This is a genomic window from Flavobacterium pallidum (assembly GCF_003097535.1).
Taxonomy (GTDB): domain Bacteria; phylum Bacteroidota; class Bacteroidia; order Flavobacteriales; family Flavobacteriaceae; genus Flavobacterium; species Flavobacterium pallidum.
Map to the genome: position 1 here is coordinate 1289877 of NZ_CP029187.1, position 23589 is coordinate 1313465.

The following is a 23589-nucleotide window of genomic DNA, read 5'->3' on the forward strand; positions in this document are numbered from 1 at the left end:
CGTGAGGGATGGCAGCGGCAGCCCGGAGTCTCGTTTTTTCAACGAGACGAGGACTATAGCGGACAGCCCGGCCCGCAGGGACACGCCCAAATTATTTTTTATAAACTGATGTTCCTTTTGAAATCTTAATCTTATACGCCTGAAGCGCGATCCCGAACTGTTCCTGATACGCTTTAGTTGTTCGTTCAATAATTCCCTCTTCACTGCCTTTCTGCACCAGGCAAATCGCGCAACCGCCAAAGCCGCCGCCCATCATGCGGGCGCCGAGAACGGTTTGTTCTGAAGAAACGCTTTCTACCAGGAAATCGATTTCGGGGCAGCTCACTTCATATTCTTTGGAAAGGCCGTGGTGCGTTTCTGACATTAGCCTTCCGAGCCTTGCAAAATCTGCCTGTTCCAAAGCATCAACAGCTTCAAGTACGCGCCGTATTTCGGTGACAACAAAATGGCAACGGCGGAAATTGATTTCGCCGAGTTCAGAGCGCAGTTCGAGCAATTGTGTTTCGGTACAATCGCGGAATGTACGGACTTCGGGGAACTGTTTTTTTACCAGCGCCAAGCCTTGCTCAGTCTCACGTCGTCGGTCATTATAACCCGATGTGAGGTGTGTGTGCTTGACTTTACTGTCGAGTAAAAGTAAGGCGTAATTTTTAAAATCGGCATTATGGTATTCGTATTCAAGGCTGTCGCAATCGAGTTTGATGACTTTTCGTTTCTTGCCGAAAACACTTGCAAACTGGTCCATAATGCCACAATGGACACCGGCAAAAGTGTGTTCTGCTTTTTGCCCGATCAGGGCGATACGTTCTTTAGATAGGCCAAGTGAAAAGATGCTGTCCATCGCAAAGCCAAAGCCGCATTCGACCGCTGCAGAAGAGGAAAGTCCGGCCCCCATGGGAATCGTACTGCTGAAAGCAATGTTAAATCCTCTTACCGGAAACTGCATTTCAAGGAGTTGATGCAATACGCCCAGGATGTAATTCGGCCACATCGCAGCTGCCGGCACAACAGGGTTTTGAAGGCTGAAACGGAATTTTTCATTCAGGTCTAAAGCGACTAAAGTACAGTCGTCTGAATCGCTTTCGGAAACGGCAAAACAAATGTATTTATTGATGGCGGCGGGCAATACGAAACCGTGGTTGTAATCGACGTGTTCCCCAATGATGTTGATCCGGCCAGGTGACAAAAAAATGTGCTTCGGCATGCTGCCGAATTCCTTTTCAAATCCTGCTGTCGTATTACGGATGAGTTTTTTCTTCATGGTTTTCAATTATTCTGCAAAAACAGCCATCACAGGCAAGGCGTTGTGGTTGAAATCCCAAAGCGCCTGGTTTTCGAAAGTAGAGCCGTTGGTTGCTTCCGGGCCGCGGAATGAGAGCCATTCGCCGCCCCAATAAGCAAAGCCGAATCCTTTCGACGTGGACTTTACACTGCTTTTTAACGCGTTAAGAAAATCTTTCTGTCCGGCTGACGTTGCGGGAAATCCGGGAATCAACTGGTTTTCCAATCCTACAATATTGTTGGTCCAGTCCGCCCATTGTAAGGTAAACGGATAAGCGGTTTCGGCTATAATGACTTTTTTATTATAGGTCGTGCCTAAGGATTCTATGGTGTTTTTTACGTCGGTCAGGCTCTTGCCATGCCAAACGGGGTAATATGACAGTCCGATGTAGTCATAGTCGATTGCCGCGACTTTATTGAAAAACCAATCAGAGCCGGTCATTCCTGCAAAATGCAGCATGATTTTTGTGCCGGGCGCTTCACTCCTGATCGTAGCGCTTGCGGCAGTAACCAGTTGCAGGTATTGTGCTTCGTTCGTGGTGATCTTTCCTTTAGGCCAGAGGAATCCGTCGTTGGTTTCATTCCCGATCTGGAAAATGTCGGGATGGATTTCGCTTAGGATGGTGGAGGTGTAAGCGGAAATGGCATTTTTCAAATCGGCGAAAGAAAGGGCTTGCCAGGCCGTGGGGGTAGTCTGGTTTCCAGGATCGGCCCACGTATCAGAATAATGGACGGTAAGCCAGACCTTCATTCCGGCATTTTTTACGCGTGTCGCAAGCGCTTTTACTTCAGCCAAACCCGAATGGGATGTGGCGGGATCTTTCCAAAGGCGTATCCGGATGGTATTACAGCCGGCATTTTTCAATGTGGTGATCGCATCCTCGGTTTGCAGATTGTTTTTGTAAGCCGCACCGGCGCTTTCCGCTTCCGGTAAAGTAGACAGGTCTGCTGCGCGGATGAATTCTTCGGTAACCGGGTTTCCTCCGGTTTTTTTATCATCGCCTGAACAGGAACTGAAAACGGCAATAATTAAAAAAAGGAATAGGGCTTTAGGCTTCATGTGGTATGTTTTTTAAAATGATATACTGTTTTATGATGATAGATTTCTCCTTTTTTTAAAATGGCATTCGGGAATTTAATGTGGTTCGGGGCATCAGGATAATTCTGGGTTTCAAAACAAATGCCGCTTAGCGGATGGTATGCGGCATGCTCTTTGCCGTTGATCTGGCTGAAGCAATTTCCGCCGACGTAAATGTGCAAGCCTGGCTGATTGGTGTAAACTTCCATTTTCAGGCCGTTTTTTTTGCTGAAGAGCGTTGCAGCCATGCTTTTCCCATCGATGGCAAAAGTATTGTCGATGCTTTGGGGACAATTTTTTGCAGTCCTGAAATCGAAATCCGTATTTCCGACGGAGAGGAAATTACCGGTAGGGACGTTTCCGGAATCGGTTTCAAGGTACTGGTCGGAATGGACCTGCAATTGCTGTTCCACAACCGACTCTGTGTGGCCATCGAGGTTGAAATAACTGTGATGCGTGAGGTTGATGGCTGTATCGTCATCTGCGGAGGCGGAATATTCTACCATAAACTGATTGTCGTCAGTGAGGGAATAAGTCAGCGTGACGTGCAGGGTGCCGGGATAATTTTCCTCACCATCCGTGCTTGTATAAGTAAAAGTGAGGCGGTTTTTATGCGGGGTACAATGCCAGATTTTTTGGCTGAAACCGACATGTCCGCCATGCAGTGCGTTATTGCCATTGTTTTTATTGAGGTTGATTTTTTGGCCGTTTAAAACGAACTCCGCGTTCCCAATACGTCCGGCATAGCGCCCAACCGTAGCGCCGAAATAGGGCGCACTTGGCAGGCGGAACGAATCAATATAATCCTTAAGGGTGTCAAATCCCAAAACGACATCGGTGAAATTGCCATCCAGATTGGGGATTTGGAGTGAAGTGACGGTCGCGCCGTAGTCGGTCGCACAAAGGGTCATTCCGTTTTTGTTCGAAATTTTATAAATGAAAGATTCATTCCGGTTTTCATCAAAACCAAAAAAATCTGCATTTATACGGGTGTTAAAATGTGGTATGTGTTTTATTTTCATCACTTTTTTATCAAAAACAGAATCAAAATTAAAAAAACAAATCTCCTGACCACACCAGTACCTACCAGTTTAGTATATTTGACAAATTTTTTTCATGAAAATCATAACGATACAAAGCAATCTTGGTATTCCAAAATACCGCCAGATCATAGGCTCGATAGAAAAAGCCATTGAGGAATCCCGGTTGCAGCGTGGCGTGAAATTGCCTTCGGTGAATAAGATCAGCATGGAATTTTCATTGTCGCGCGATACTGTTTTACTTGCCTATGAGGAGCTTAAAAAACGCGGAATCGTTTTTGCCATCCCCGGAAAAGGCTATTATGTAAAAAGTACGGAAGTGGCCATTGAGCAAAAAATTTTCCTGCTTTTTGATGAATTGAACAGCTTCAAGGAGGATTTATACAATTCATTTATGGCGAATATCGGGGGGAATGCGCGTGTTGATATTTTCTTCCATCATTTCAATAGTAATGTATTCCGGAAGCTTATTGACGACAGCAATGGGAATTATACGAAGTATGTCATCATGCCGACAAACCTTCCATCGGCTGCGGAAGCGATAAAAACCCTACCGGTTGACGAGGTGTTTATTTTGGATCAAACCAATGCCGATCTGGATTCGTTTCCTTCAGTGCATCAAAATTTTGTAAAGGACATTTATGACGCGTTGCTTGAAGGCAGATCAAGGTTGCAGGCATATGATAAGATGATTATGATCTTTCCTGGTTTCCGTGAGCCAATGGGAATGAAAGAAGGTTTCGTGAAATTCTGCACCCATTTTAACCTGGATTTTGAAGTCATTCCTGAATTTGACCAGCGCAATATAACGAAAGGCGAAGTCTATATTATTCCAAATGATCGCGACCTTGTCAGGGTGATTGAGCAATCGAACAGCCAGGAACTGGTTTTGGGAACAGATTTTGGGATTATTTCCTATAACGAAACCCCTTTGAAGAAAATCGTGGCCAACGGCATTACCACCATCTCGACAGATTTTAATGCCATGGGGAAAATTATGGCGGGAATGGTCATTGAGAACAGCAAAAAACAAATTGAGAATCAAAGCGCTTTGATCATGCGAAACTCTCTTTAATTTTTTAAGATTTCTTTCTGAGGGAATCTTGAAATTTTACTTTTTTAAATCATAACATATTGATAAACAGCACCTCTAATTTTACGTTACAGTTCACGGAAGATAACATAAATATTAGAAGTCATGAAAAATCTTGTTGCAACAATGATGATGATTGCGGGTGTTGCTTTTTATGGCAATACAGCTCATGCGGGAACAGGCGATTCTTCGCCTTTAAGCCCGGAATTAAAGTCCGCTAAGATGGAACCCATAAAAATGGCCAACTTACCGAAAGATGCCAGGCAGTATATCAAAGAAAATTTTCCGTCAAAAGGAGTGACTTATGTTTCCAAACATAAGGCTGCTTCAGGCGAAACGGTTTATGAAGTAGGCGTTGCTATGGAAGGGAAATTGTCGATACTCGAATTTGATGCCAAGGGAGAGTTGCTGAATGAAAAAGTTGCTAAAAAGTAACCCCTCAATTAAAATCTGAAACCCGCATGTAGCGGGTTTTTTTATATTTTGTCAGGAGTGTGGCCGTATTTAGCAACGAAGTGCCTGTTTTCATCATAAAGCACCAGGGTGGGGTATATTGCTACAATTCCCAATCCAAAGTCTTTCAGGAAAGTGTTTTGCATGTCAATCAATATTGCATCATTCTTACGCAGGGACTTTGTTGAAAAGTGGCTTTGTGCATAATTGAAATTGCTGTTTAGCGGAAGGACTATAACGAGGTTAAAGTCGGTGTTTTTTCGCAAGTTGTTTAGTTTATCTATTTCTGCGGTACAAATGTCGCAATCCGGTAAAGCATAAAGGAATATGGTTTTTTTATTTTCGGCAAGGATTTCTTTCCCGGTGGCTTTTCCTGTAAAACTGTAATATTTGAACTCGGGGATACTGCTACCGCCGATATTGAATAAAATAATGTGGATGGCGAGATAGGCAAGGATTGCCAGGGCGATGCCAATGACGATTTTTTTCATTTGAAGTTTTTTAAAATAAAACGGTTGAAACCATCCCAGAGTAGCTTCAACCGTTTAATGGCAATGAATTCAAGTGTTAATTTTCCCAGAACCATTCCCAGTCTCCGTGAGTCCCGCATTGATATTCATTGGTCGATTGGCAGGTTTCGCCGGTAGCATCTTTTCGAAAATGGCTTGTGGCTTTGATGGAGCCGGACCATATTTTCACAAGGCCAAGATTAATGCTGCTGCAATTGTTAGTGTAAGTTGTGTCAGTGTACCTCCAGCCTGTACCGTCACATTCCTGTGCATAAATTGCTGATGCGATCATCATTCCGCTGATCATACATCCAAGTAAAATTTTTTTCATGGTAAACATTTTTGTGTTAATAATTGAGAAGATTTGGGATGATGAAGTTACAAATAGCGAATTAATAAAACAAATAAAATCGCATTTAAAATTATTTAACATTAAAAAATTAACTTTAGTTGAATTTGTGCGACACAAAATAAAACAAAATGAGGATTAGTTTCATGGATAACTTAAAGACATAAAAAAAGCCCTTCTTTTCAGAAGAGCTTTGTGCCCGGAGCCGGTCAAACAAAAAAAGTTTGACGCTGCTCCTAAAAGAAAAAGCCCTTCTTTTCAGAAGAGCTTTGTACCCGGAGCCGGAGTCGAACCGGCACGGTTTCCCACAGGTGTTTGAGACCAGCGCGTCTACCAATTCCGCCATCCGGGCGAATGTGCCTTTATGGATGATAATTATTTTTAGAAAAAATAATGGTAAAATTTATCATCCGGGCTTGAGAGACAATATCGAACCAATCGATATGTACGCAAAAAACAGTAAAAAATAGATTGCTGTTTTTCTAACACGGTGCAAATGTAAAAAATATTCTTTCTCACAAGCAAAAATTACTGAAAAATATGCTTTTTTACTCCGATTTATTTCTAAATTTGCAGCTCGTTAACGCGACACACAACTAACTAACTACATTCGAGGGATTTATATGTCATTTGACTTTGGAAAATAACAAGGTTGAATAGTATAAAAATACACCGGATAAAAAAACCTGAATACAATGCCACACCAGGAACCGGAAGCAAAGATTTTTGCGTGTTCACAAAGCACTTATCTCGCCGAGATTATCGCCGAGAAATATGGAGTGCCGCTGGGGAAAGTTACGTTCTCTAAATATAGTGATGGGGAATTCCAGCCTTCGTATGAAGAATCTATCAGGGGATTGCGCGTGTTCATCGTTTGTTCGACTTTTCCAAGTGCGGACAACCTGATGGAATTGCTGCTCATGATCGATGCTGCAAAAAGAGCCTCGGCAAGGCATGTCACCGCAGTAATACCGTATTTCGGTTGGGCGAGACAGGACAGGAAAGACAAACCACGCGTTCCGATAGGGGCGAAATTAGTGGCTAATCTTTTGGATGCAGCCGGTGCCACGAGGGTGATGACGATGGATTTGCATGCAGACCAGATCCAGGGATTTTTCGAAAAACCGGTGGATCACCTGTTTGCCTCGACAATCTTTTTACCTTATGTAAGAAGCCTGAACCTGGAAAACCTGACGATTGCGTCGCCTGATATGGGTGGTTCGAAAAGGGCTTATGCTTATTCGAAATTTCTGGAATCGGATGTGGTAATCTGTTACAAGCAAAGGAAAGCGGCTAATGTGATTGACACGATGGAGCTCATCGGGGAAGTGAGAGGCCGGAACGTGATCCTTGTAGATGACATGATCGACACCGGCGGGACTTTAGCCAAAGCGGCTGACCTGATGATTGAAAAAGGGGCATTGAGCGTAAGGGCTATTTGCACGCACGCGATTTTATCGGGTGATGCGTATGAAAAGATTGAAAAATCACAATTGAGTGAACTGATCGTAACGGATTCCATTCCGTTGAAGAAGCAGTCGCCAAAAATAAGGGTTGTAAGCTGTGCCACATTGTTCGCAGATGTGATGAAGATGGTACAGAACAACAACTCGATTAGTGGAAAATTCCTCATGTAAGAGGAGAGACCGCGTCAGGGATTGCAGTGGAAATCCTTTTTGCCTGTCCTGGAATTGATTTTGAGACAGAACCTGAAGGCAAAAAGATTGAAACGGAAAGCCCGGCCCGCAGGGAGACGCCAAAAAGAAGTTTACAGTGAGCAGTCACAGTAGGCAGTTTAGAAAAGAGTTTTATTATTAACTATATATTTTTACAATGAAATCGATTACAATTAAAGGATCAGAAAGAGAAAGCGTGGGCAAGGTAGCAACCAAAGCGGTACGTAATGCTGGAGCGGTTCCTTGCGTTTTATACGGAGGAGGTCAACCAGTTCATTTTTCAGCTGAGGAAAAAGAATTCAAAAGCCTTGTTTACACTCCAAACGCGCACACCGTTGTGATTGATTTGGGCGGCAAGAAATTCGATGCGGTTTTGCAGGACATCCAGTTACACCCTGTGTCTGACAAAATCCTTCACATCGACTTTTTCCAACTGAAAGACGACAAGGAAATTATCATGGAAGTACCGGTAAAAGTAACAGGAACTTCTCCTGGTGTGCTTTTAGGAGGTGTTTTACGTTTGAACACACGTCGTCTGAAAGTGAAAGCTTTGCCAAAGGATCTTCCGGATTTCGTAGAGGCGGACATCACGCCACTTGAAATGGGTAACAAGCTTTATGTTACTAAACTGGCTTCTGACAAGTACAAACTGATGCACCCGGACAACACGGTTGTAGCTCAGGTTCGTATCTCTCGTGCGGCCATGAAGGCAGCACAGGAAGCAGCAAAAGCAGCAAAAGCACCTGCAAAAGGAGGAAAGAAGAAATAATTTCTTTTCAAGATATTTGGAAAGCATCGGGAAACCGGTGCTTTTTTTTTGAAACAGATTTAATCAGATAACGTCATAATAGAAAAATGAGATAATTCTTTACGAATCGATGATTATCTCATTTTCTCATTGACTAATTTTCTAATTTAGCCTCATGAACTGGATTTCCAACTTATTTTCATCCAAACAACCACAGGAAACAATAGATCCCATGAAGAAATTCTTAATCGTTGGCCTGGGCAACATCGGCGCAGAATATGTCAATACACGCCATAATATTGGTTTTAAGGTCGTCGACTTTTTAGCTAAAGAAGAATCACTTTCATTTGAAACGGTGAAGCTGGGCGCTATGGCGGAATATAAATTTAAAGGACGCACTTATTTCCTGCTAAAACCAAATACCTATATGAACTTAAGCGGAAAAGCGGTGAAGTTCTGGATGGATAAGGAAAATATTCCGTTGGAAAATATCATGGTGATTACAGACGATCTAAACCTTCCGTTCGGGACCATCCGCATCAAACCAAAAGGGAGTGATGGCGGCCACAATGGGCTCAAAAGTATCAACCAGATCCTGAATACGCAAAATTATACACGCTTCCGTTTTGGCATCAGCGATGAGTTCAAGAAAGGGAAACAGGTGGATTATGTACTGGGGGAATGGGATGAGGATGAAAAATCCAAGTTGCCCGAGCGGCTGAAAATGTCAGCGGATGCTGTTCGTTCCTTCGGGGCTGCAGGATTAGAAAACACGATGACTTCTTATAACGGGAAATAAAAAAGGGAAAGCATTGCTTTCCCTTTTTCCTTTATTGACTAATCATAAGTTATTGCACTACGATCCTTTTCACTTCTTTGTTTTGGCCGTCGGAAACGGACAATAAGTATACTCCGGACTGCACATTATCCAATTTGATGTTTTCGTTGAAATTTGCGCTGCCTGCATAATCTTTCTGGAAGATTATCCTGCCGCGGATGTCGTATACGGCCATATTGATCTTATCTGAAGTCAGTTTGTCTGACTTTACAGTAAAACTTCCATTGTTTGGATTTGGATATACGGCAAAACTGAATAACGCTTTATCTTCTATTCCCAGTGGCGCAGCTGAACACACTTTCATGCTCCATGAATTAAGGGTGCCGCCATCGCCACTCTGATTGTCTAGAATCCTAAGTGTCCAATTCCCCTGAGCCGATATGTTATTGAAATTAGAAAGCGCGTTTAAAGGCTTAATTGTGCCTGAAATGGCAGGATTTGTACCACATACCAGAAATGACCCTAAATCGTCAAACGTTACATTCATATTCGGCACTCCAGGATTCACATTACATTGATTTGCAATAAGCGTAAGTACGGTACCGCCCGGACTAACCAATGAAACCCTAAGGTCGCTGATCCAGCTGTGGGTGATGTCCACGGTTAAATCCAAATCCCTGATGCTGACATTATCCGAAATATTCATTGTAGAGTTAATCGTAATGTTCCCTCCCGTTCCGATAACCATCGGGACATTTGTTGCTACATATGAATTACAATTGAAATTCCCTGTAGTGAATTTACTTACAGCACTGAAAGCACTTAAGCATTGTCCGTTGTTTACGGCAACCCTCCAGTAATAATCTGTATTCTCCATGAGGCCATGGGCATTATAAGAAGCAACTTCAGGATTTTCAGAGACAATGATATTGTTAAAATTAACATCAGTAGCCAATTCAAAAACATAAGAGATAACATCTGCAGCCTGCCATGTAAAGGCAAGGTCTGTAAGTTGATCTGTAGCAAGATTTACCGGAGTGGTTGTTGTTACCGGGGCTACAGCAGCCTGTATCTGGAGGTAAAAATTGATTGTTTTTGTAATGCTTCCAGAGGTTGATGTAACGGTAATCGGATAAGTTCCTGTGGCGCTGTTGTCAAGGCCACTTACACTCATTGTGATTTCACCATTGGCAGTTGCCGATGTCGGGTTGAAGCTTACGGTACTTCCTGCAGGATTTCCTGTCGCACTGAAAGTCGTTGTTCCTGTAAATCCTGCAAGAGTCAGATAGTCAAAGATGAAATTTATTGAAGAAGCCTGTCCACATACAGTTTTAAATTGCTCCCCCGCATCTCCGGTAAAGGCAATGGACTGGGTAGCGACAGGCGCACTTATTGCAAAGTTCGTGTTAGAAACATCGAAAAAGATATTTCCATTGGCCCTAACCATGATGCGGTTGCTTGTGCCTGGAGTATTTGGTATAGTAATCGTCTCAGAGCCATCATTTGGTACGTGGCTTGCCAGGAGTGTGCCGAAAGTGACACCAGCATTATTTGAAAGATAAATGTCAACAAACGGGGTATCAACACCGTTCCCCGTAGTTCCTGCAACATTCCATGTCACCGTTTGGTTTGATCCGGCTTGCCATGTCACTACGCTGTTAGGCGCCGTTACGGCAAATGGACCTGCGGCAGTAGTTACCGTGATGGCCATTGCGGCAGTATTGGTTTGTGGTCCGTTTACTGAATTGTCCCTTGCTGTCAGCGTAAAATTCAGGTTTCGCGCCACATTGGAAACTGATTCAAATGCCGAGGTGATGTTGTTGCTTAACACTTTGCTCATCGATGGGCAATAACGGATCGGAGACGTTGTTGGTGAAAATGACCTGAAAGTCGGACCCGCCGTTTTCGTCGCAGATGCGATACTTGCATTCCCCTGTAAAGACTGGGTTGAATCATCATTTTGCTCCCAGGTATATTCTAACGAATCCCCTTCAGCATCAGTTGCTGAGCCTGTTAAGATAAAAGGTGTTCCCTTAGGGATGGTATAACTTGCACCCGCATCAACCACAGGAGGTGTATTTGTTATTGGCGTTGAAACCGGACAGGATTTTCCGGCAAGGTTTTGCTGGATTTGCGCGATGTTTACGTAAGTGAAATAGTCATTCGAATGTGCCTGAACGTCAGTCGGGCTGCCTGTGATTCCGGCATAACCCATAATTGTAGAGCCGCTTCCTGGTTCCACATTAGTTCCTGAAGCTTCATAAATATGCGAATAGGAGTGTGTACCGCCCAACTGGTGGCCCATTTCGTGAGCGACATAATCAATGTCGAAAGTATCGCCCATTGGCACCCCGTCCTCAGGGGAAGTGATTCCGCTGCCTTTTCCTTCAGGTTCAGTGTTTGTTGGAGCAACGCATACACATCCGATACAGCCTGCATTTCCACCGCCTCCGGTCGCACCGAAAAGATGGCCGATATCATAATTGGCATTGCCGATAATTGAAGTCAGTTTTGCCTGCAATTCTAAATTCCAGTTGTCCATGTTAGCGGCATTGGAATAACCGTCAGTAGTGGCATTTGTATAAACAAGGACGTTGTTGTTTGCAATGAGGTTAAGGTGTACGGCAAGATCGATATCATACACTCCGTTAACACGTGTCATCGTCGCGTTCATCGCAGCCAAAGCACCTGCCGTGCCACCGTGGTATGTACCATATTCGCCAGTACACGAAAGCGCAAGCCTCATGGTTTTGTATGAGCCATTGTTGGAACGCGCAACGCTTGGGTTGCTGCTGATTTTATTGGATACGTTCTTTTCCTCTGTGCTACAAACCAGCGGAAGGCTGTTTTTTAAGCGTGTATCGGAGTCAAACATTACATACACCGCACGGTCTTTTGTATACGGCTCAATAAATTCTGAACCTTTATCAGCCCTGAGGATCATAGTCTGGATTCCCTCTGGCGCAAGGCTGAAGTACAATTTGGCAGTACTGTCAGTAATTCCACGGCCAATGTATGACCTGATTTCAGGATATTTTGCCTGCAATTCTGGTTCGAAATTAGAGTTTTCCCAAACCATGAATTCTTCCATATTGCCGGAAATGGTAGGAATAGCGATTCTCACACCAGCCTGGCCTGAAAACCTGCCTGAAACATTCACAAGCATATTCTTCATTGTGGCTACATCAAAAGTGAAGAATTTCTGGTTTTCAGAATAAGCACCGCTACGGATTGTTTCACGTCCCGAAAAAGCGGACAAATCGGCAACATGCCATGCGTCTTTCTTTTGGGCAAAAATCGGGCCTGCCAAGAGCAACGCAATTAAGAACAGTAATATTTTTTTCATCTTAATGGGGGTAAAGTTTTAAAAGAATTTTAAAAAAGTTTCCAAATGTATCAAAAAATACATGAATTATGCATTAAAGTATTATGAATTTAACTCCGGGTTGTGTTAAAATATTTTTTGTACTTTTAAAACCCTCAAAACATTGAAAATCTTTCAGATATGCAAAGAATATTCGCCTTTTTATCATGTTGTCTTATCCTTTCCTGCTGCAATACAAAAAGCGCGGTTTTGTCTAAAAACGATAACGCGGTGCTGCAGTCGGCGTGTCCTGGTGACGGCGTGTGCACGATTGCCCAAAAACAGAATAAATCAGTTTCAGTCCTGGAAGACGAATACGGAAACCTGAATTATAAGCTGGAAGATTCCCCTTCTAAAAGTGTTTACATCATTACCTACAACCGTAATGTGCCGAAAGATGTACAGGACGGGACCTACAGGGAGGAAATCATTTTTGAGTCAGAGAATTCCAATAAATCTTCCGTTATGGAAGGCGAAGCGCTGCAAAATGCGAGGTTGCTTTTTGGACGTTTCTGCTATTGCAAAGGACAGACCGGATATTACAGGATCAACCAGGGAATCATCAGGGTTTCAGGAGATGATAAAAAACGTGTTTTCAGTGTGGATTTCACCAATCCAAAAACACCCCAGGTTTTATCTTCCGTAAAGTTTACTGTAAGGCTTTAAAAATCAATCGGCCCTGAAGGCATTTTGCCGTTGAATTTGATTGTTATTTGAGTACGGAAATCCAAAACAAGTATTTAAGTTTGTGGTATCATGAAAATGGTAAAAATAAAAAAAGGCACCGGATGTCTCCGATGCCTTTTTTAAAGTACTTGAATTATAATTATCCCAGAGCAACTCTTTTGAAACCAGTTACGGTAAGACCTGTATCTACAGATTTTACATAAGCGGCAACGCTCATCGAGCTGTCCTTGATGTAATCCTGGTTCACCAAAGTATTGTCTTTGAAGAAACGCTGGATTTTTCCTTTTGCGATATTGTCAAGCATTGCCTCAGCTTTGCCTTCCTGACGCAATTGGTCTTTTGCGATTTCGATTTCTTTTTCGATTACAGCAGCGTCAACCCCTGTTTCATCCAATGCGATTGGCGACATCGCTGCAGCCTGCATGGCTACGTTTCTTGATGCTTCTTCAGCACCGTCAACGTTAGCAGAAAGTGCCACCAAAGTAGCGATTTTACCAGAGTGTACATAAGAACCTACAAATGCACCAGTCAGTTTTTCGAAAGAGTTTACCTCGATTTTCTCACCGATAACACCAGTCTGCTCGATTAATTTATCAGCAACAGTGATTCCGTTGAAATCAGCAGCAAGGAAAGCCTCTTTTGAATCAAAGTTGATGGCAAGGGCAGCCAGTTCGTTGGCCAATTTTACGAAACCTTCATTTTTACCTACGAAATCAGTCTCACAGTTCAAAGTGATCGCAACGCCTTCAGTTTTGTCAGCATTAACAAAAGCTACAGCAGCACCTTCAGTGTTTTCACGGTCTGAACGGTTAGCAGCTACTTTTTGTCCTTTTTTACGAAGGTTTTCGATAGCCAAATCGAAATCCCCGTCAGCTTCAACAAGCGCTTTTTTACAGTCCATCATTCCGGCGCCTGTGATTGTTCTTAATTTATTTACGTCTGCAGCAGTGATTGTTGCCATTGTTTTATTTTATTTTAAGATTAAAGATTCTTTTAAAATGAATTACGAATTACAAATTAGGAATCACGCAACTACGCAATTCCCAATTCATAATTCGTAATTGTTTTGTTTTATTCTTCAGTCGACTCAGCAGCCTCAGCAGCAGGAGCTTCAGCTACAGGAGCTTCTTCTACAGCTGGAGTTTCTACAGCAGGTGCAGTAGCAGTAGCAGCCGGAGCAGCCTCTGCTACAGTGTCGGTTTCTTCATCAGACTCTTCTTTGTCAGAAGTCCTGTTAGACAAACCATCCACTACGGCAGCAGTTACTAAAGATAAAATTTTCTCGATTGATTTAGAAGCATCATCATTTGCAGGTATTACATAATCCACCTCACGTGGGTCAGAGTTTGTATCTACCATTGCGAAAACCGGAATGTTTAATTTCTGAGCTTCTTTTATTGCGATGTGTTCCGCTTTGATATCCACTACGAATAACGCCGCAGGAAGTCTTGACATATCAGCGATAGAACCTAAGTTCTTTTCTAATTTTGCACGCAGACGATCAACCTGTAAACGCTCTTTTTTAGACAGAGTCTGGAATGTACCGTCTTTCTTCATCCTGTCGATAGTGCCCATTTTCTTAACGGCTTTACGGATGGTTACGAAGTTAGTCAGCATTCCGCCCGGCCATCTTTCAGTGATGTACGGCATGTTTGCAGCTTTTGCCTTATCGGCAACGATGTCTTTTGCTTGTTTTTTGGTCGCAACGAAAAGGATTTTGCGGCCTGATGCAGCGATTTTCTTAAGGGCTTCGTTAGCCTCTTCAATCTTAGCTGCAGTCTTATACAGGTTAATGATATGAATACCATTACGCTCCATATAGATGTAAGGAGCCATGTTTGGATCCCATTTTCTGGTCATGTGCCCGAAGTGAACACCTGCTTCCAGTAATTCTTTAACTTCTACTTTGTTTGCCATTTTTAATAGTTTACGTTCTGTCGAATTAGCAATGGATTTTAAAGATTTAAAGATTTAAGGATTTAAGGATTTAAAGATTTTTTGATACAATCTTTTAATTTTTCAATCTTTCAATTTTTCAATCTCAACCTCATTTAGATGCTAAACTAATTTCCAGCCTCAGCGGGAATAGTAACAATAACTTAGTTTTTAATAATTTAATGAACTTGATGTCCTGTACGCCCAGCACAGGACAGGTAATATTAACGTTTCGAGAATTGGAATCTCTTACGGGCTTTCTTCTGACCGAATTTCTTACGTTCCACCATTCTTGGGTCCCTTGTCAATAAACCTTCTGGTTTAAGGATCGCTCTGTTTCCTTCACCAACTTCGCACATTGCCCTTGCAATAGCCATACGTACCGCTTCTGCCTGACCTGTAACACCGCCACCGTATACGTTGATCTTAACGTCGTAGTTGTCGGCATTCTCAGTCATTGTCATTGGCTGCAATACTTTGTACTGTAAAGTTGCCGTTGGGAAGTAAGTCGCGAATTCTTTTTTGTTTACGGTGATTTTTCCTGTTCCTTCAGAAACATACACACGCGCTACGGCTGTTTTTCTTCTGCCGATTTTGTGGATTACTGCCATTACTTAAGATCGTTTAGGTTAACAGTTTTAGGTTTCTGAGCGCCTTGTTTGTGCTCAGAGCCTACTACTACATTCAGGTTTCTGAAAAGTTCCGCGCCCAATTTGTTTTTTGGAAGCATTCCTTTTACAGCTTTCTCAACTAAAGCAGCAGGATTCTTTTGCTGTAATACTTTAGCAGTTAAGGTTCTCTGACCTCCTGGGTAACCGGTATGACGCATGTAAATTTTGTCATCCATTTTTGAACCCGTAAGGTTGATTTTCTCTGCGTTGATAACAATCACGTTATCGCCACAGTCTACGTGCGGTGTATAACTCGGCTTATACTTCCCTCTTAAGATCATAGCGACCTTTGAAGCAAGACGTCCCAAGTTATGACCATCAGCGTCAACAACAATCCACTCTTTGCTTACAGTGGCCTTGTTGGCTGAAATCGTCTTGTAACTTAATGTGTTCACAATAATTTATTTTAATTAAACATTCCATCCCCAATAAAGGGAGTGCAAAAGTACAATTATTTATTTTAAATGCAAATTGTCTGGAAAAGATTATTTTAAGTTCGTTTTCATCAATACAGTTTTTGGATATTGGTTTAATTTTCAGGAGCTTTTTCCCGCTATCCACTACAATCTTTTTGTTTTTAAAGAAAAAACAAAAAGGATTTACGTTCCTATCGGGGCTAGGCATTAGTCTATAAATAAAAAAAACCACCCCGAAGGATGGTTTTTCAACTAACCAATTAAATTCTATACAATAAACAAGTTGGCGATATCCACCACCTGTTCTGTAGTCAAAGGCTCATCATATGCTTCACTTCCTGCATCCGCCCCAAAAGGGCCGCCAGTATTAAACCCTGCCTGATTCGTTACTTCTTCTCCATTATATACTGCCTGAGTAGCATCGGGCATTCCTGCACCACGTTGGTTTCCGGTAATCCAGCCTTTCAGTCCGCGCAACCTTCTTACTTCAGAAGCGTGACGTGCTTCGACGGAGTGGATTTGCAATGCAGCCGTTAATAAAGCCGGCTGTGTAATCAGGTTACCAGCCTGTCCTTTATAAGCCCTCACACCCGTATCTTCGAATGCCTGGGACAAAGCGAGGAATTGGGCATAAGCTGTTGCCTGCCCTATTCCGTTATCATTAAATGGATCAAAAGCACCGCTTACAGTAAAATCGAAAGTTGGTTTTGCAGGTGCATTGGCACCAAGGGCATTCTTTAAGAAAGCCACGTGGTCGCTTTCGTGTGCCGCAATCTGCATAAAGACTTTTTCATCCCTTCCTCCGGTTGGGATTACCCCGGATTCTAATCCCAGTCTGTAAAATTCATCTTCAAGGTATTCCAATATTAATGCAAACTGCAATGCACCTGTTGGCGTGGCCGGTGTAGGCGTAATATCTGCAGCAAACGCTTTTGAAGTCAAAGTGGCAAGCCCGAAAGGTACCGCTGCCAGAGCAAGGTTTCTTCCTAATTTTCCGAATTGCCCGAAACTGTCTCTTCTCGAGCCTTCACTGCGCATCATTTCCTCATTGGTAAACGACTCTAAAAATTTGATAATATTCATGATCGTGATTTTTAAATGTTATAAATAATTCGCAGTAAATTCAGTTGTAATAAATCCTCCGGCGATACCAAGTATTTCTGACGGTTCTTTAGCGACATCAAGCCCGTTCGAGGTACTTACGACATCATCTCCGGCAAATGAATTGGAATTCGGATTGATAAGGCTGCGGATTGCTGAAGCATGCCTCGCTTCTACAGAAACGATTTTACCGGCAAGTAAAAGATAATTTACATTGGTAATCTGCTTTGCAGCACCATTATAAGCGGCTACACCAGTATCTTCAAGTGCTTTAGCCGTGGCTAAAACCGCATCACGGCTGTTGAAATTCAATCCGCTGTAGTCAAACGCCAGTGTAGGCAGCAATTGTGTCGAAGGATCAGGTAAAGCTTCGGTTAAGGCAGCCTTGAAAAATTCCCTGTGGATTACCTCATGGTGATAAAGGTCGGTCAGTACCTGACGGTCTTCATCAGGAAAGCTGTTAAAACCGGAAGCGTTTACGACTTTAGTATAAAAGTCGGCTTCAAGTTGTTCGAGTGCATAAGCATAAGTCAGCACGCCGAAGTCACCGCCGCCTAAATCAAAAATACCATTACTCCGCACGCCCGGCAACTGGTTTTGATTACCATTGCCGTCGTCGGTGTCGTTACATCCGGCTAATAGTAGGCCCGCACCAACAACGGTCAGCCCACTAAGTTTCAGGAAACTTCTTCTGTTAGTAAAAGAAGGATTTACTTCCTGGATTTTCACTGTGTTTTTCATAATGAAACATTTAAAAGTGGTTAATAATCATTCAGCCCGGGAATTATGCCAACGTTTTACGATAACACTTTCCCGAAAAATCAATTTGCCGTTTGTCTACTGGAAATTTTTATTTTTTGGTTTTGTAAAATTGTTGATTAAATATGTGTGAATGTTTCGCCTTTACAACAAAACCTTATATAATTCACATTATATTTGCATAAACCGCCAATAATCATTTGACCGATGAAAGAAAAAGCCACCTTAAAACAAATCGCCAAAGAACTGCATGTTTCGGTTTCGACCGTTTCCAAAGCTTTGAATGATAGTCCTGAAATCAGCGAGCCAACGAAAATCAAGATACAGGAGTTTGCCAAGCTGAAGAATTACAAACCGAACATCATTGGTCTGAACCTCAAGAACCGCAAGACCAAAACCATTGGCGTGATCATACCCAATATTATGAATGCCTTTTTCGCAAAAGTTTTCAGTGGTATTGAAAAGGTGGCGGAAGCCAAAGGATACAACGTGATCACCTGCATTTCAAACGAATCGCTGGCAAAGGAAATCCATACGCTCGATATGCTCAGCAATGGCACTATTGACGGTTTTATCCTTTCCGTTTCAGAAGAAGCCCAGAAACTTAACGAATACCAGCATTTCACAGATGTCATTAATGACGGTACGCCCATTGTAATGTTCGACCGTATCGCCGAAAGGGTGGATTGCGATAAAGTGGTGGTGGATGATTTCGATTCGGCTGTACACGCCACAGAACACCTCCTTAAGCTAGGATGCAAAAAAATCGCGCTGCTTTCGGCAATCGACAATCTCAGCGTAGGGAAACTGCGTGCCAAGGGCTATTTCGAAGCGCTGGAGAAAAACGGCACTAATGTCAGCGACGATTTGATCATCCGCACGGATTCCGAAGATGATTTCAACGATAAGATCGAAAAATTATTCGACAGCGAAAAACCGGATGGCGTTTTTGCATTAGATGAACATGCATCGACCATGGCCATGAAAGCGGCTATAAAACGCGGGGTTAAGATTCCGGAACAACTTTCAGTGATTGGTTTTGCAGATGGGATCTGGTCCAGAAGGATGACGCCAAGTTTGTCAACCATCAGCCAGCACGGACCGGAAATCGGGGAGGCGGCTGCAAAGCTTCTCATAGAAAGGCTCGAAAGCAAAGAGGAAATCAAGCCCATCACGAACGTCATCAAAACGGAGCTGCGCCAGCGCGATTCGACCAGAAAGTTATAATTGGATTATGCGAAAAATGTAATTTTTTTCACCGGCGACTTTTTTCTCCAGAACAACATTTAAAGCCATTCCATTTTTTAATGCAATGGCTTTTATTTTTTCCAGATCACAATCTTCTGACAGGATCATATAGATTTCGTTTTGGGCAGAAATAAATTCCGGCAAAGTGGAAAAGAGTTTTCTGAAATACTCAAAATCTTCCCCGCAAAACCAGGCGTTTTCAGCTATGGACCCAGGGTTTTTCGGATAATACGGCGGATTGATGATGATACAATCAAATGATTTTCCGGTAAGGCTTTCAAACAAATCCGAAAACAGGATTTCGATATTGACCCCATTCGCTTCAGCATTTTTTTTTAAAGCACGCAACGCAGCCTCATTAATATCTGTCGATGTCACAATCGCTTCCTTTTTTGCCGCCAGTATGGAGATGATGCCGCAGCCGCAACCCAATTCTAAAAAGGCCTTATTTTTCAGCGGAAGTGGATTGATAAAATCGAGTAAAATTTTAGTACTGATGGTAATGAACGGCGGAAACACCGTAGGTTCCACCCAAACTGAAATGCCTTTATAGGAATATTTCCGGCGTTTTTTTAAATACATCGCGCTGGCTTTTTTCAGGAACGGGCTGAATATTTTTTTTAAAAGTCCCCTCATCACTATATTATTAATTTGCCGCTTGCAGCAGCGAATTATTCAGAATAAAATCCTTCAATTTCAGGTTGCCGGTATTTCCAGATTTTATGCAAAGCCTTGATTTCATAAGGAAAATGATACATCCCCGTTTTATAGCGTATTCCCGAAACTGCCCGAAGCAAGTGCCTTTTATAACCCTTGATCCGAAAATCGGAAACCGTTGGGTAATAGCCGTTTAGCACCGTCTCGAAGTTTTTTATGGTGTCAATCATATAAGGTTTCAGCCAGGGAGTAAGCGGATTTTTACGTAAATCGAAATTTTCCCAGCTTGGCGAAATCCATTCTTCCAGCGTTTCCGGGAATGAGAATCCCGCATCGATGATCTGCTGGTATAATTCCGAACCTTCGGTTGGTACCGGGCTGAAAAGGTAAATGATGATTTCCGCATCAGGATTGATGGTTTTGATTTCCTTGATGAAATTGATGTCCCAAAGAATCTGGTCGTAAACTTCCTTCTCTGTTTTGGCAGGCATGCCCAATACAAACGACAATTCGGGTATGATGTCGGCGTTTTTCATGCGCAGCACAAAATCCTTAATCATCTTCCCCGTTTGCGTACCCCCTTTGTTCATTTGCTTTAACACGGCATCGTTTCCGGTTTCGGCACCGAGGAAAATCATTTTGCAGCCTGCTTTGCGCATCAGTTTCAAATCCTCGTCCGAATACATATTGATGGTGTCGATGCGCCCTTCGCCCCAGTAACTGATGTTGTCATCCATGATTAAATTCGAAAACTCCAAAACCCTTTTTTTGGAAGTGAAGAAATTATTGTCGTGGAATTCGACCGCATCGATATTATAAGTTTCTTTAAAATATTTTACATCCTCATAAATCCGCGTGGCCGACATGCCTTTCCACTTTGCATTGTATATAGGTACCACAGCGCAAAACGAACACGAAAACGGGCAACCCATACTGGAATGATACGATAGTGTCTTGTTTCCCATGAAGGTTTTCGCGAGGTAATTCCTTACGGGATAAAACGAATCCAGGTATTCATAAGGGAACTTCGGCAAGGTGTCCTGGTCCAGTAAAGCCTCGACCGCGGTTTTGATGATTTCGCCTTTGTCGTTTTTATAAATCAGGTTTTTGATCAGGAAAATAGCTTCCTTTTCGTTTGCTTCAATCGCTGCAATCAATTGTGGGAACGTATTGTCGCCAGGCCCGTTGATCACATAATCCACAACGCCTGAATTCAAGGCGGCCTTATATTGATTCGAAGCGAAGTAGCCGCCCCAGACCGTAATGACATCGGGGAACGCTTCGCGTATTTTTTTGGTAAAAGGAATCGCCTGCCGCAATTGCGGGCCGGGCATTACTGTAGAACCGAAATATTTAAACTCACCCGTTTTAAGATAATTTTCAATGGTTTCCCAGGGATCTTTTTCGAGATTGCCATCCACAAAAACATATTCGTATTTTCCATGGATCGATGCGCCGACCTGCAGGATCGAGTTGGGGATGCGGTGCTTGCCATTCGCACTTTTCGGGTTGAATATGATGGTTTTATTTGCGGACATCGGAATTATTATATGGCAAATCTAATGAGTAAAAGGGATTTAAATTCATATTTTTGGGTTTAAATAGCTATAATTTATCTTGGACAACCAAATTATCCCGATCCTGAATCACCACAATATCGAATCCCTTTTCTTTATTGATGTTGGTGCCAAAGACAAACTTGATTTCATACATGAATTGTCTTCCATCACCAATATGGTGGGCTTTGAGCCAAATCCTGCAGAATTACAGCTGCTTCAGGAAAAGTACCGTAAACACCCTTTTAAGTCACTGGAATTATCCGGTCAATGCCTTTCAGATACGGAAGGCGAAGTGTCGTTTAACATCACAAAACATGCTTCAATGAGCAGTTTGCTCGAAACAGATGCGGACAATTATCAGAAACATTTCGGTTTGTATAGCAACTTCAACAGCTGGAAATCCAATATAGAGATTGAAAATGTGGTGAAGGTTGCGGCGGTGAAGCTTGATAATTTTATAAAAGACCAAAATGCTGTAATCGATTATTTGAAAATTGATACCCAGGGCTCAGAATTGAAAATCCTGCATGGTGCGGAAAAACTGCTTTCGGCTAAAAGGATCAACATCCTTAAGATTGAAGTCTCGACCATCGCTGTGTACCAGAATCAGGTAATGTTTTCGGACATAGACATCTATTTAAGGGATAAAGGTTATGTCCTGGTTGATTTTATCACCTACAGGCAGCATTACAAGCCGGTTTTTGGGAATTCCCATAAAAGTTACCATTCGGCTCCGTGCGGCGATGCGGTTTATGTGCTGAAGCCGGAATTCCTGACCAATCAAAACAAGGTAAAATCGGGATTCCTGCTGCTTTGGATGGGGTATTATAGTTTAGGGTCTTATTTACTGCGTGAATCCGGTTTGTCAATGCAGGAACACAACATCCTTACTGCCTTTGATTTTGTTTCCCGAGGCGAAAAAATAAAACAATTGCTTAAAAACATTTGCCCTCCGATTATACTGCATTGGTTGACGAAATAGTTTTTATTGAAGCTTCAGCAATCGCTTTTTTCGGAAAAATAACAGCAGGAGCCACTGCGAAAAGGCACTTCCCGATAAAACACCAATCAATCCAAATCCGGAACGCAATAAAATCCATGAAAGCAAAATATTGATCAGTACTCCGGTAAATAAATACACGGTAACTTTTCTTTCCTGGTGCTGTTTAAATAGCGTCACGATTTCAATGCCATACCCATAAGCCGGATAAATGTACAGGAACGCCACCAGGTAAAAAAACCACGAATATTCCACATGCAGGAAAATCTTCAAAATATAATGTACCGCGACTAAAGCAATCGGTATGATGAGGAACCCGGAAATGATTAAAAGTCGTTTCGCTTTCCCAACAACCTCGGTATTGTTCCGGTAAATGTTCTTCGTAAATGGCGCATACATATAGGAAGCGATTGACATAATGAAAATCAGCAATCCGTTTATCACCTGGTAATTGGCCACCGTCTCACGATCGGCATAATGATTGATAATATACACATCTGCTTTGGAAGCCAGCAACCCCAGCAGCGACAGTAGGAAAAACGGAAGTGAGTCGCGGTAGTAACTCCAGTCTATCTTCAATGCGGCCCTGTTGAAGACACGAAGGAACAGGATAAAAAAGCAGCCCCCCCTTATGAATTGGTAAAAGCTGTAAATAACCAGCAAAGGAAAAAGCCCTGGTGTCTGCTTTACCATGTAAAATAAAATACAAAATACCATGAAGCACGACAATTCAATCCAAAATGAGGCTTTAAACTTTTTTTCATACATAATCAGGGCCTCTGCAGTATGGGTCAGGTATCTTCCGGTAAGCCAGAGTAAAATAAAAATGCCATAATACAATGGAAAACAAAAAAAGCCGAGGCATGAAAACAGCAGCAGTAAGGGCAGCCGTGTAAAAAGGTTTTGCGAATAATCAAAATTTATCCTTGCGGGTTCCCTGCTGAATTTACGCAGCAGGAATTCCTTATTGCCCCAATTAACCACAGCGATGGCCATGAGCGTGTACAGTAAGATAGGGACGAAGCCACCCCATATGCCTTTAGAAAAATAATGGATGACCATAAACGGAGTGATAATGCCAAATACAGATGTCATGATCTGACGCGTAGCATTGGCGAAGATGGCCGAAATTCGTTGCAAGTGTTTAGGCATTCTCAAATGTGTTCCGGCAGCTGTAAAAACAGGCT

At 42.6% G+C, this 23589-nt stretch carries 23 protein-coding genes and 1 tRNA gene; 8 read left to right on the forward strand and 16 right to left on the reverse strand.

What is annotated here, in order from left to right:
* Positions 1–91: 91 nt before the first annotated feature.
* Genes galK through HYN49_RS05190 form a run of 3 tightly spaced genes read right to left on the reverse strand, consistent with a single transcriptional unit; the run spans position 92 to position 3381 of the window.
* Positions 92–1261: a galactokinase gene (gene galK, locus HYN49_RS05180; RefSeq protein WP_108903131.1), complete on the reverse strand. Its 1170-nt coding sequence runs from the start codon at positions 1259–1261 to the stop codon at positions 92–94.
* A gap of 9 nt (positions 1262–1270) precedes the next feature.
* The gene (locus tag HYN49_RS05185) at positions 1271–2341 is read right to left on the reverse strand and encodes a glycoside hydrolase family 53 protein (protein WP_108903132.1); all 1071 of its coding nucleotides are present in this window, start codon (positions 2339–2341) and stop codon (positions 1271–1273) included.
* On the reverse strand, positions 2338–3381 hold the full coding sequence (locus HYN49_RS05190) for an aldose epimerase family protein (RefSeq protein WP_108903133.1): 1044 nt from the start codon (positions 3379–3381) through the stop codon (positions 2338–2340). Before HYN49_RS05190 ends, HYN49_RS05185 begins: the two co-directional genes overlap by 4 nt.
* Before the next feature lie 94 nt (positions 3382–3475).
* On the opposite strand from HYN49_RS05190, the gene HYN49_RS05195 reads away from it, so the two are divergent.
* Together HYN49_RS05195 and HYN49_RS05200 are read left to right on the forward strand one after the other, a co-directional pair.
* On the forward strand, positions 3476–4474 hold the full coding sequence (locus HYN49_RS05195) for a GntR family transcriptional regulator (RefSeq protein WP_108903134.1): 999 nt from the start codon (positions 3476–3478) through the stop codon (positions 4472–4474).
* A gap of 123 nt (positions 4475–4597) precedes the next feature.
* Positions 4598–4927: a hypothetical protein gene (locus HYN49_RS05200; RefSeq protein WP_108903135.1), complete on the forward strand. Its 330-nt coding sequence runs from the start codon at positions 4598–4600 to the stop codon at positions 4925–4927.
* 41 nt (positions 4928–4968) lie between these two features.
* Here the strand turns inward: HYN49_RS05200 and HYN49_RS05205 are convergent, their stop codons facing one another.
* From HYN49_RS05205 to HYN49_RS05215, 3 genes are all read right to left on the reverse strand, one after another.
* Positions 4969–5436: a TlpA family protein disulfide reductase gene (locus HYN49_RS05205; RefSeq protein ID WP_108903136.1), complete on the reverse strand. Its 468-nt coding sequence runs from the start codon at positions 5434–5436 to the stop codon at positions 4969–4971.
* Positions 5437–5512: 76 nt separating this feature from the next.
* A complete protein-coding gene (locus tag HYN49_RS05210) occupies positions 5513–5785 on the reverse strand; it encodes a hypothetical protein (protein WP_108903137.1) in 273 nt (90 codons plus the stop codon).
* A gap of 290 nt (positions 5786–6075) precedes the next feature.
* A tRNA-Leu gene (locus HYN49_RS05215) sits at positions 6076–6155 on the reverse strand.
* 343 nt (positions 6156–6498) lie between these two features.
* Here HYN49_RS05215 and HYN49_RS05220 point away from each other — a divergent pair.
* From HYN49_RS05220 to pth, 3 genes are all read left to right on the forward strand, one after another.
* Positions 6499–7440: a ribose-phosphate pyrophosphokinase gene (locus tag HYN49_RS05220; protein WP_108903138.1), complete on the forward strand. Its 942-nt coding sequence runs from the start codon at positions 6499–6501 to the stop codon at positions 7438–7440.
* 196 nt (positions 7441–7636) lie between these two features.
* The gene (locus tag HYN49_RS05225; RefSeq protein WP_108903139.1) at positions 7637–8248 is read left to right on the forward strand and encodes a 50S ribosomal protein L25/general stress protein Ctc; all 612 of its coding nucleotides are present in this window, start codon (positions 7637–7639) and stop codon (positions 8246–8248) included.
* A gap of 211 nt (positions 8249–8459) precedes the next feature.
* Entirely contained in the window at positions 8460–9026 is a 567-nt protein-coding gene (gene pth, locus HYN49_RS05230) for an aminoacyl-tRNA hydrolase (RefSeq protein ID WP_245892260.1), read from the forward strand.
* Positions 9027–9075: 49 nt separating this feature from the next.
* On the opposite strand, the gene HYN49_RS05235 is transcribed toward pth, so the two are convergent.
* Positions 9076–12351 carry a zinc-dependent metalloprotease gene (locus tag HYN49_RS05235; protein ID WP_108903141.1) on the reverse strand — a complete coding sequence of 1092 codons (3276 nt, stop codon included), beginning with the start codon at positions 12349–12351 and terminating at the stop codon, positions 9076–9078.
* Between the two features lie 228 nt (positions 12352–12579).
* Here HYN49_RS05235 and HYN49_RS05240 point away from each other — a divergent pair, with 228 nt between their 5' ends.
* A complete protein-coding gene (locus HYN49_RS05240; protein WP_146185056.1) occupies positions 12580–13035 on the forward strand; it encodes a hypothetical protein in 456 nt (151 codons plus the stop codon).
* Between the two features lie 160 nt (positions 13036–13195).
* On the opposite strand, the gene tsf is transcribed toward HYN49_RS05240, so the two are convergent.
* The 6 genes from tsf to HYN49_RS05270 form a co-directional block, all read right to left on the reverse strand.
* A complete protein-coding gene (gene tsf / locus HYN49_RS05245; RefSeq protein WP_108903143.1) occupies positions 13196–14017 on the reverse strand; it encodes a translation elongation factor Ts in 822 nt (273 codons plus the stop codon).
* Positions 14018–14127: 110 nt separating this feature from the next.
* Positions 14128–14973, reverse strand: coding sequence for a 30S ribosomal protein S2 (gene rpsB, locus HYN49_RS05250; RefSeq protein ID WP_108903144.1), 846 nt, complete (start codon positions 14971–14973; stop codon positions 14128–14130).
* Positions 14974–15215: 242 nt separating this feature from the next.
* Positions 15216–15602 (reverse strand): 30S ribosomal protein S9, encoded by a 387-nt coding sequence (gene rpsI / locus HYN49_RS05255; RefSeq protein ID WP_108370078.1) that lies wholly within the window; start codon positions 15600–15602, stop codon positions 15216–15218.
* Positions 15602–16057 (reverse strand): 50S ribosomal protein L13, encoded by a 456-nt coding sequence (gene rplM / locus HYN49_RS05260; protein WP_108903145.1) that lies wholly within the window; start codon positions 16055–16057, stop codon positions 15602–15604. The genes rpsI and rplM overlap by 1 nt, the downstream gene beginning before the upstream one ends.
* A gap of 288 nt (positions 16058–16345) precedes the next feature.
* The gene (locus tag HYN49_RS05265; RefSeq protein WP_108903146.1) at positions 16346–17161 is read right to left on the reverse strand and encodes a ferritin-like domain-containing protein; all 816 of its coding nucleotides are present in this window, start codon (positions 17159–17161) and stop codon (positions 16346–16348) included.
* An 18-nt stretch (positions 17162–17179) separates the two neighbouring features.
* Entirely contained in the window at positions 17180–17920 is a 741-nt protein-coding gene (locus HYN49_RS05270) for a ferritin-like domain-containing protein (protein ID WP_108903147.1), read from the reverse strand.
* Positions 17921–18145: 225 nt separating this feature from the next.
* On the opposite strand from HYN49_RS05270, the gene HYN49_RS05275 reads away from it, so the two are divergent.
* Entirely contained in the window at positions 18146–19165 is a 1020-nt protein-coding gene (locus HYN49_RS05275) for a LacI family DNA-binding transcriptional regulator (RefSeq protein WP_108903148.1), read from the forward strand.
* Here HYN49_RS05275 and HYN49_RS05280 read toward each other — a convergent pair.
* Complete coding sequence (locus HYN49_RS05280; RefSeq protein ID WP_108903149.1) at positions 19160–19822, reverse strand: methyltransferase; 663 nt, start codon at positions 19820–19822, stop codon at positions 19160–19162. The two genes, HYN49_RS05275 and HYN49_RS05280, sit on opposite strands and share 6 nt — an antisense overlap.
* 35 nt (positions 19823–19857) lie before the next feature.
* Positions 19858–21381: a B12-binding domain-containing radical SAM protein gene (locus HYN49_RS05285; protein WP_108903150.1), complete on the reverse strand. Its 1524-nt coding sequence runs from the start codon at positions 21379–21381 to the stop codon at positions 19858–19860.
* A 79-nt stretch (positions 21382–21460) separates the two neighbouring features.
* Between HYN49_RS05285 and HYN49_RS05290 the strand changes: the two genes are divergently transcribed.
* The gene (locus tag HYN49_RS05290) at positions 21461–22384 is read left to right on the forward strand and encodes an FkbM family methyltransferase (RefSeq protein WP_181369006.1); all 924 of its coding nucleotides are present in this window, start codon (positions 21461–21463) and stop codon (positions 22382–22384) included.
* Between the two features lie 3 nt (positions 22385–22387).
* Here the strand turns inward: HYN49_RS05290 and HYN49_RS05295 are convergent, their stop codons facing one another.
* The gene (locus tag HYN49_RS05295) at positions 22388–23554 is read right to left on the reverse strand and encodes a hypothetical protein (RefSeq protein WP_108903152.1); all 1167 of its coding nucleotides are present in this window, start codon (positions 23552–23554) and stop codon (positions 22388–22390) included.
* Positions 23555–23589: the final 35 nt, after the last annotated feature.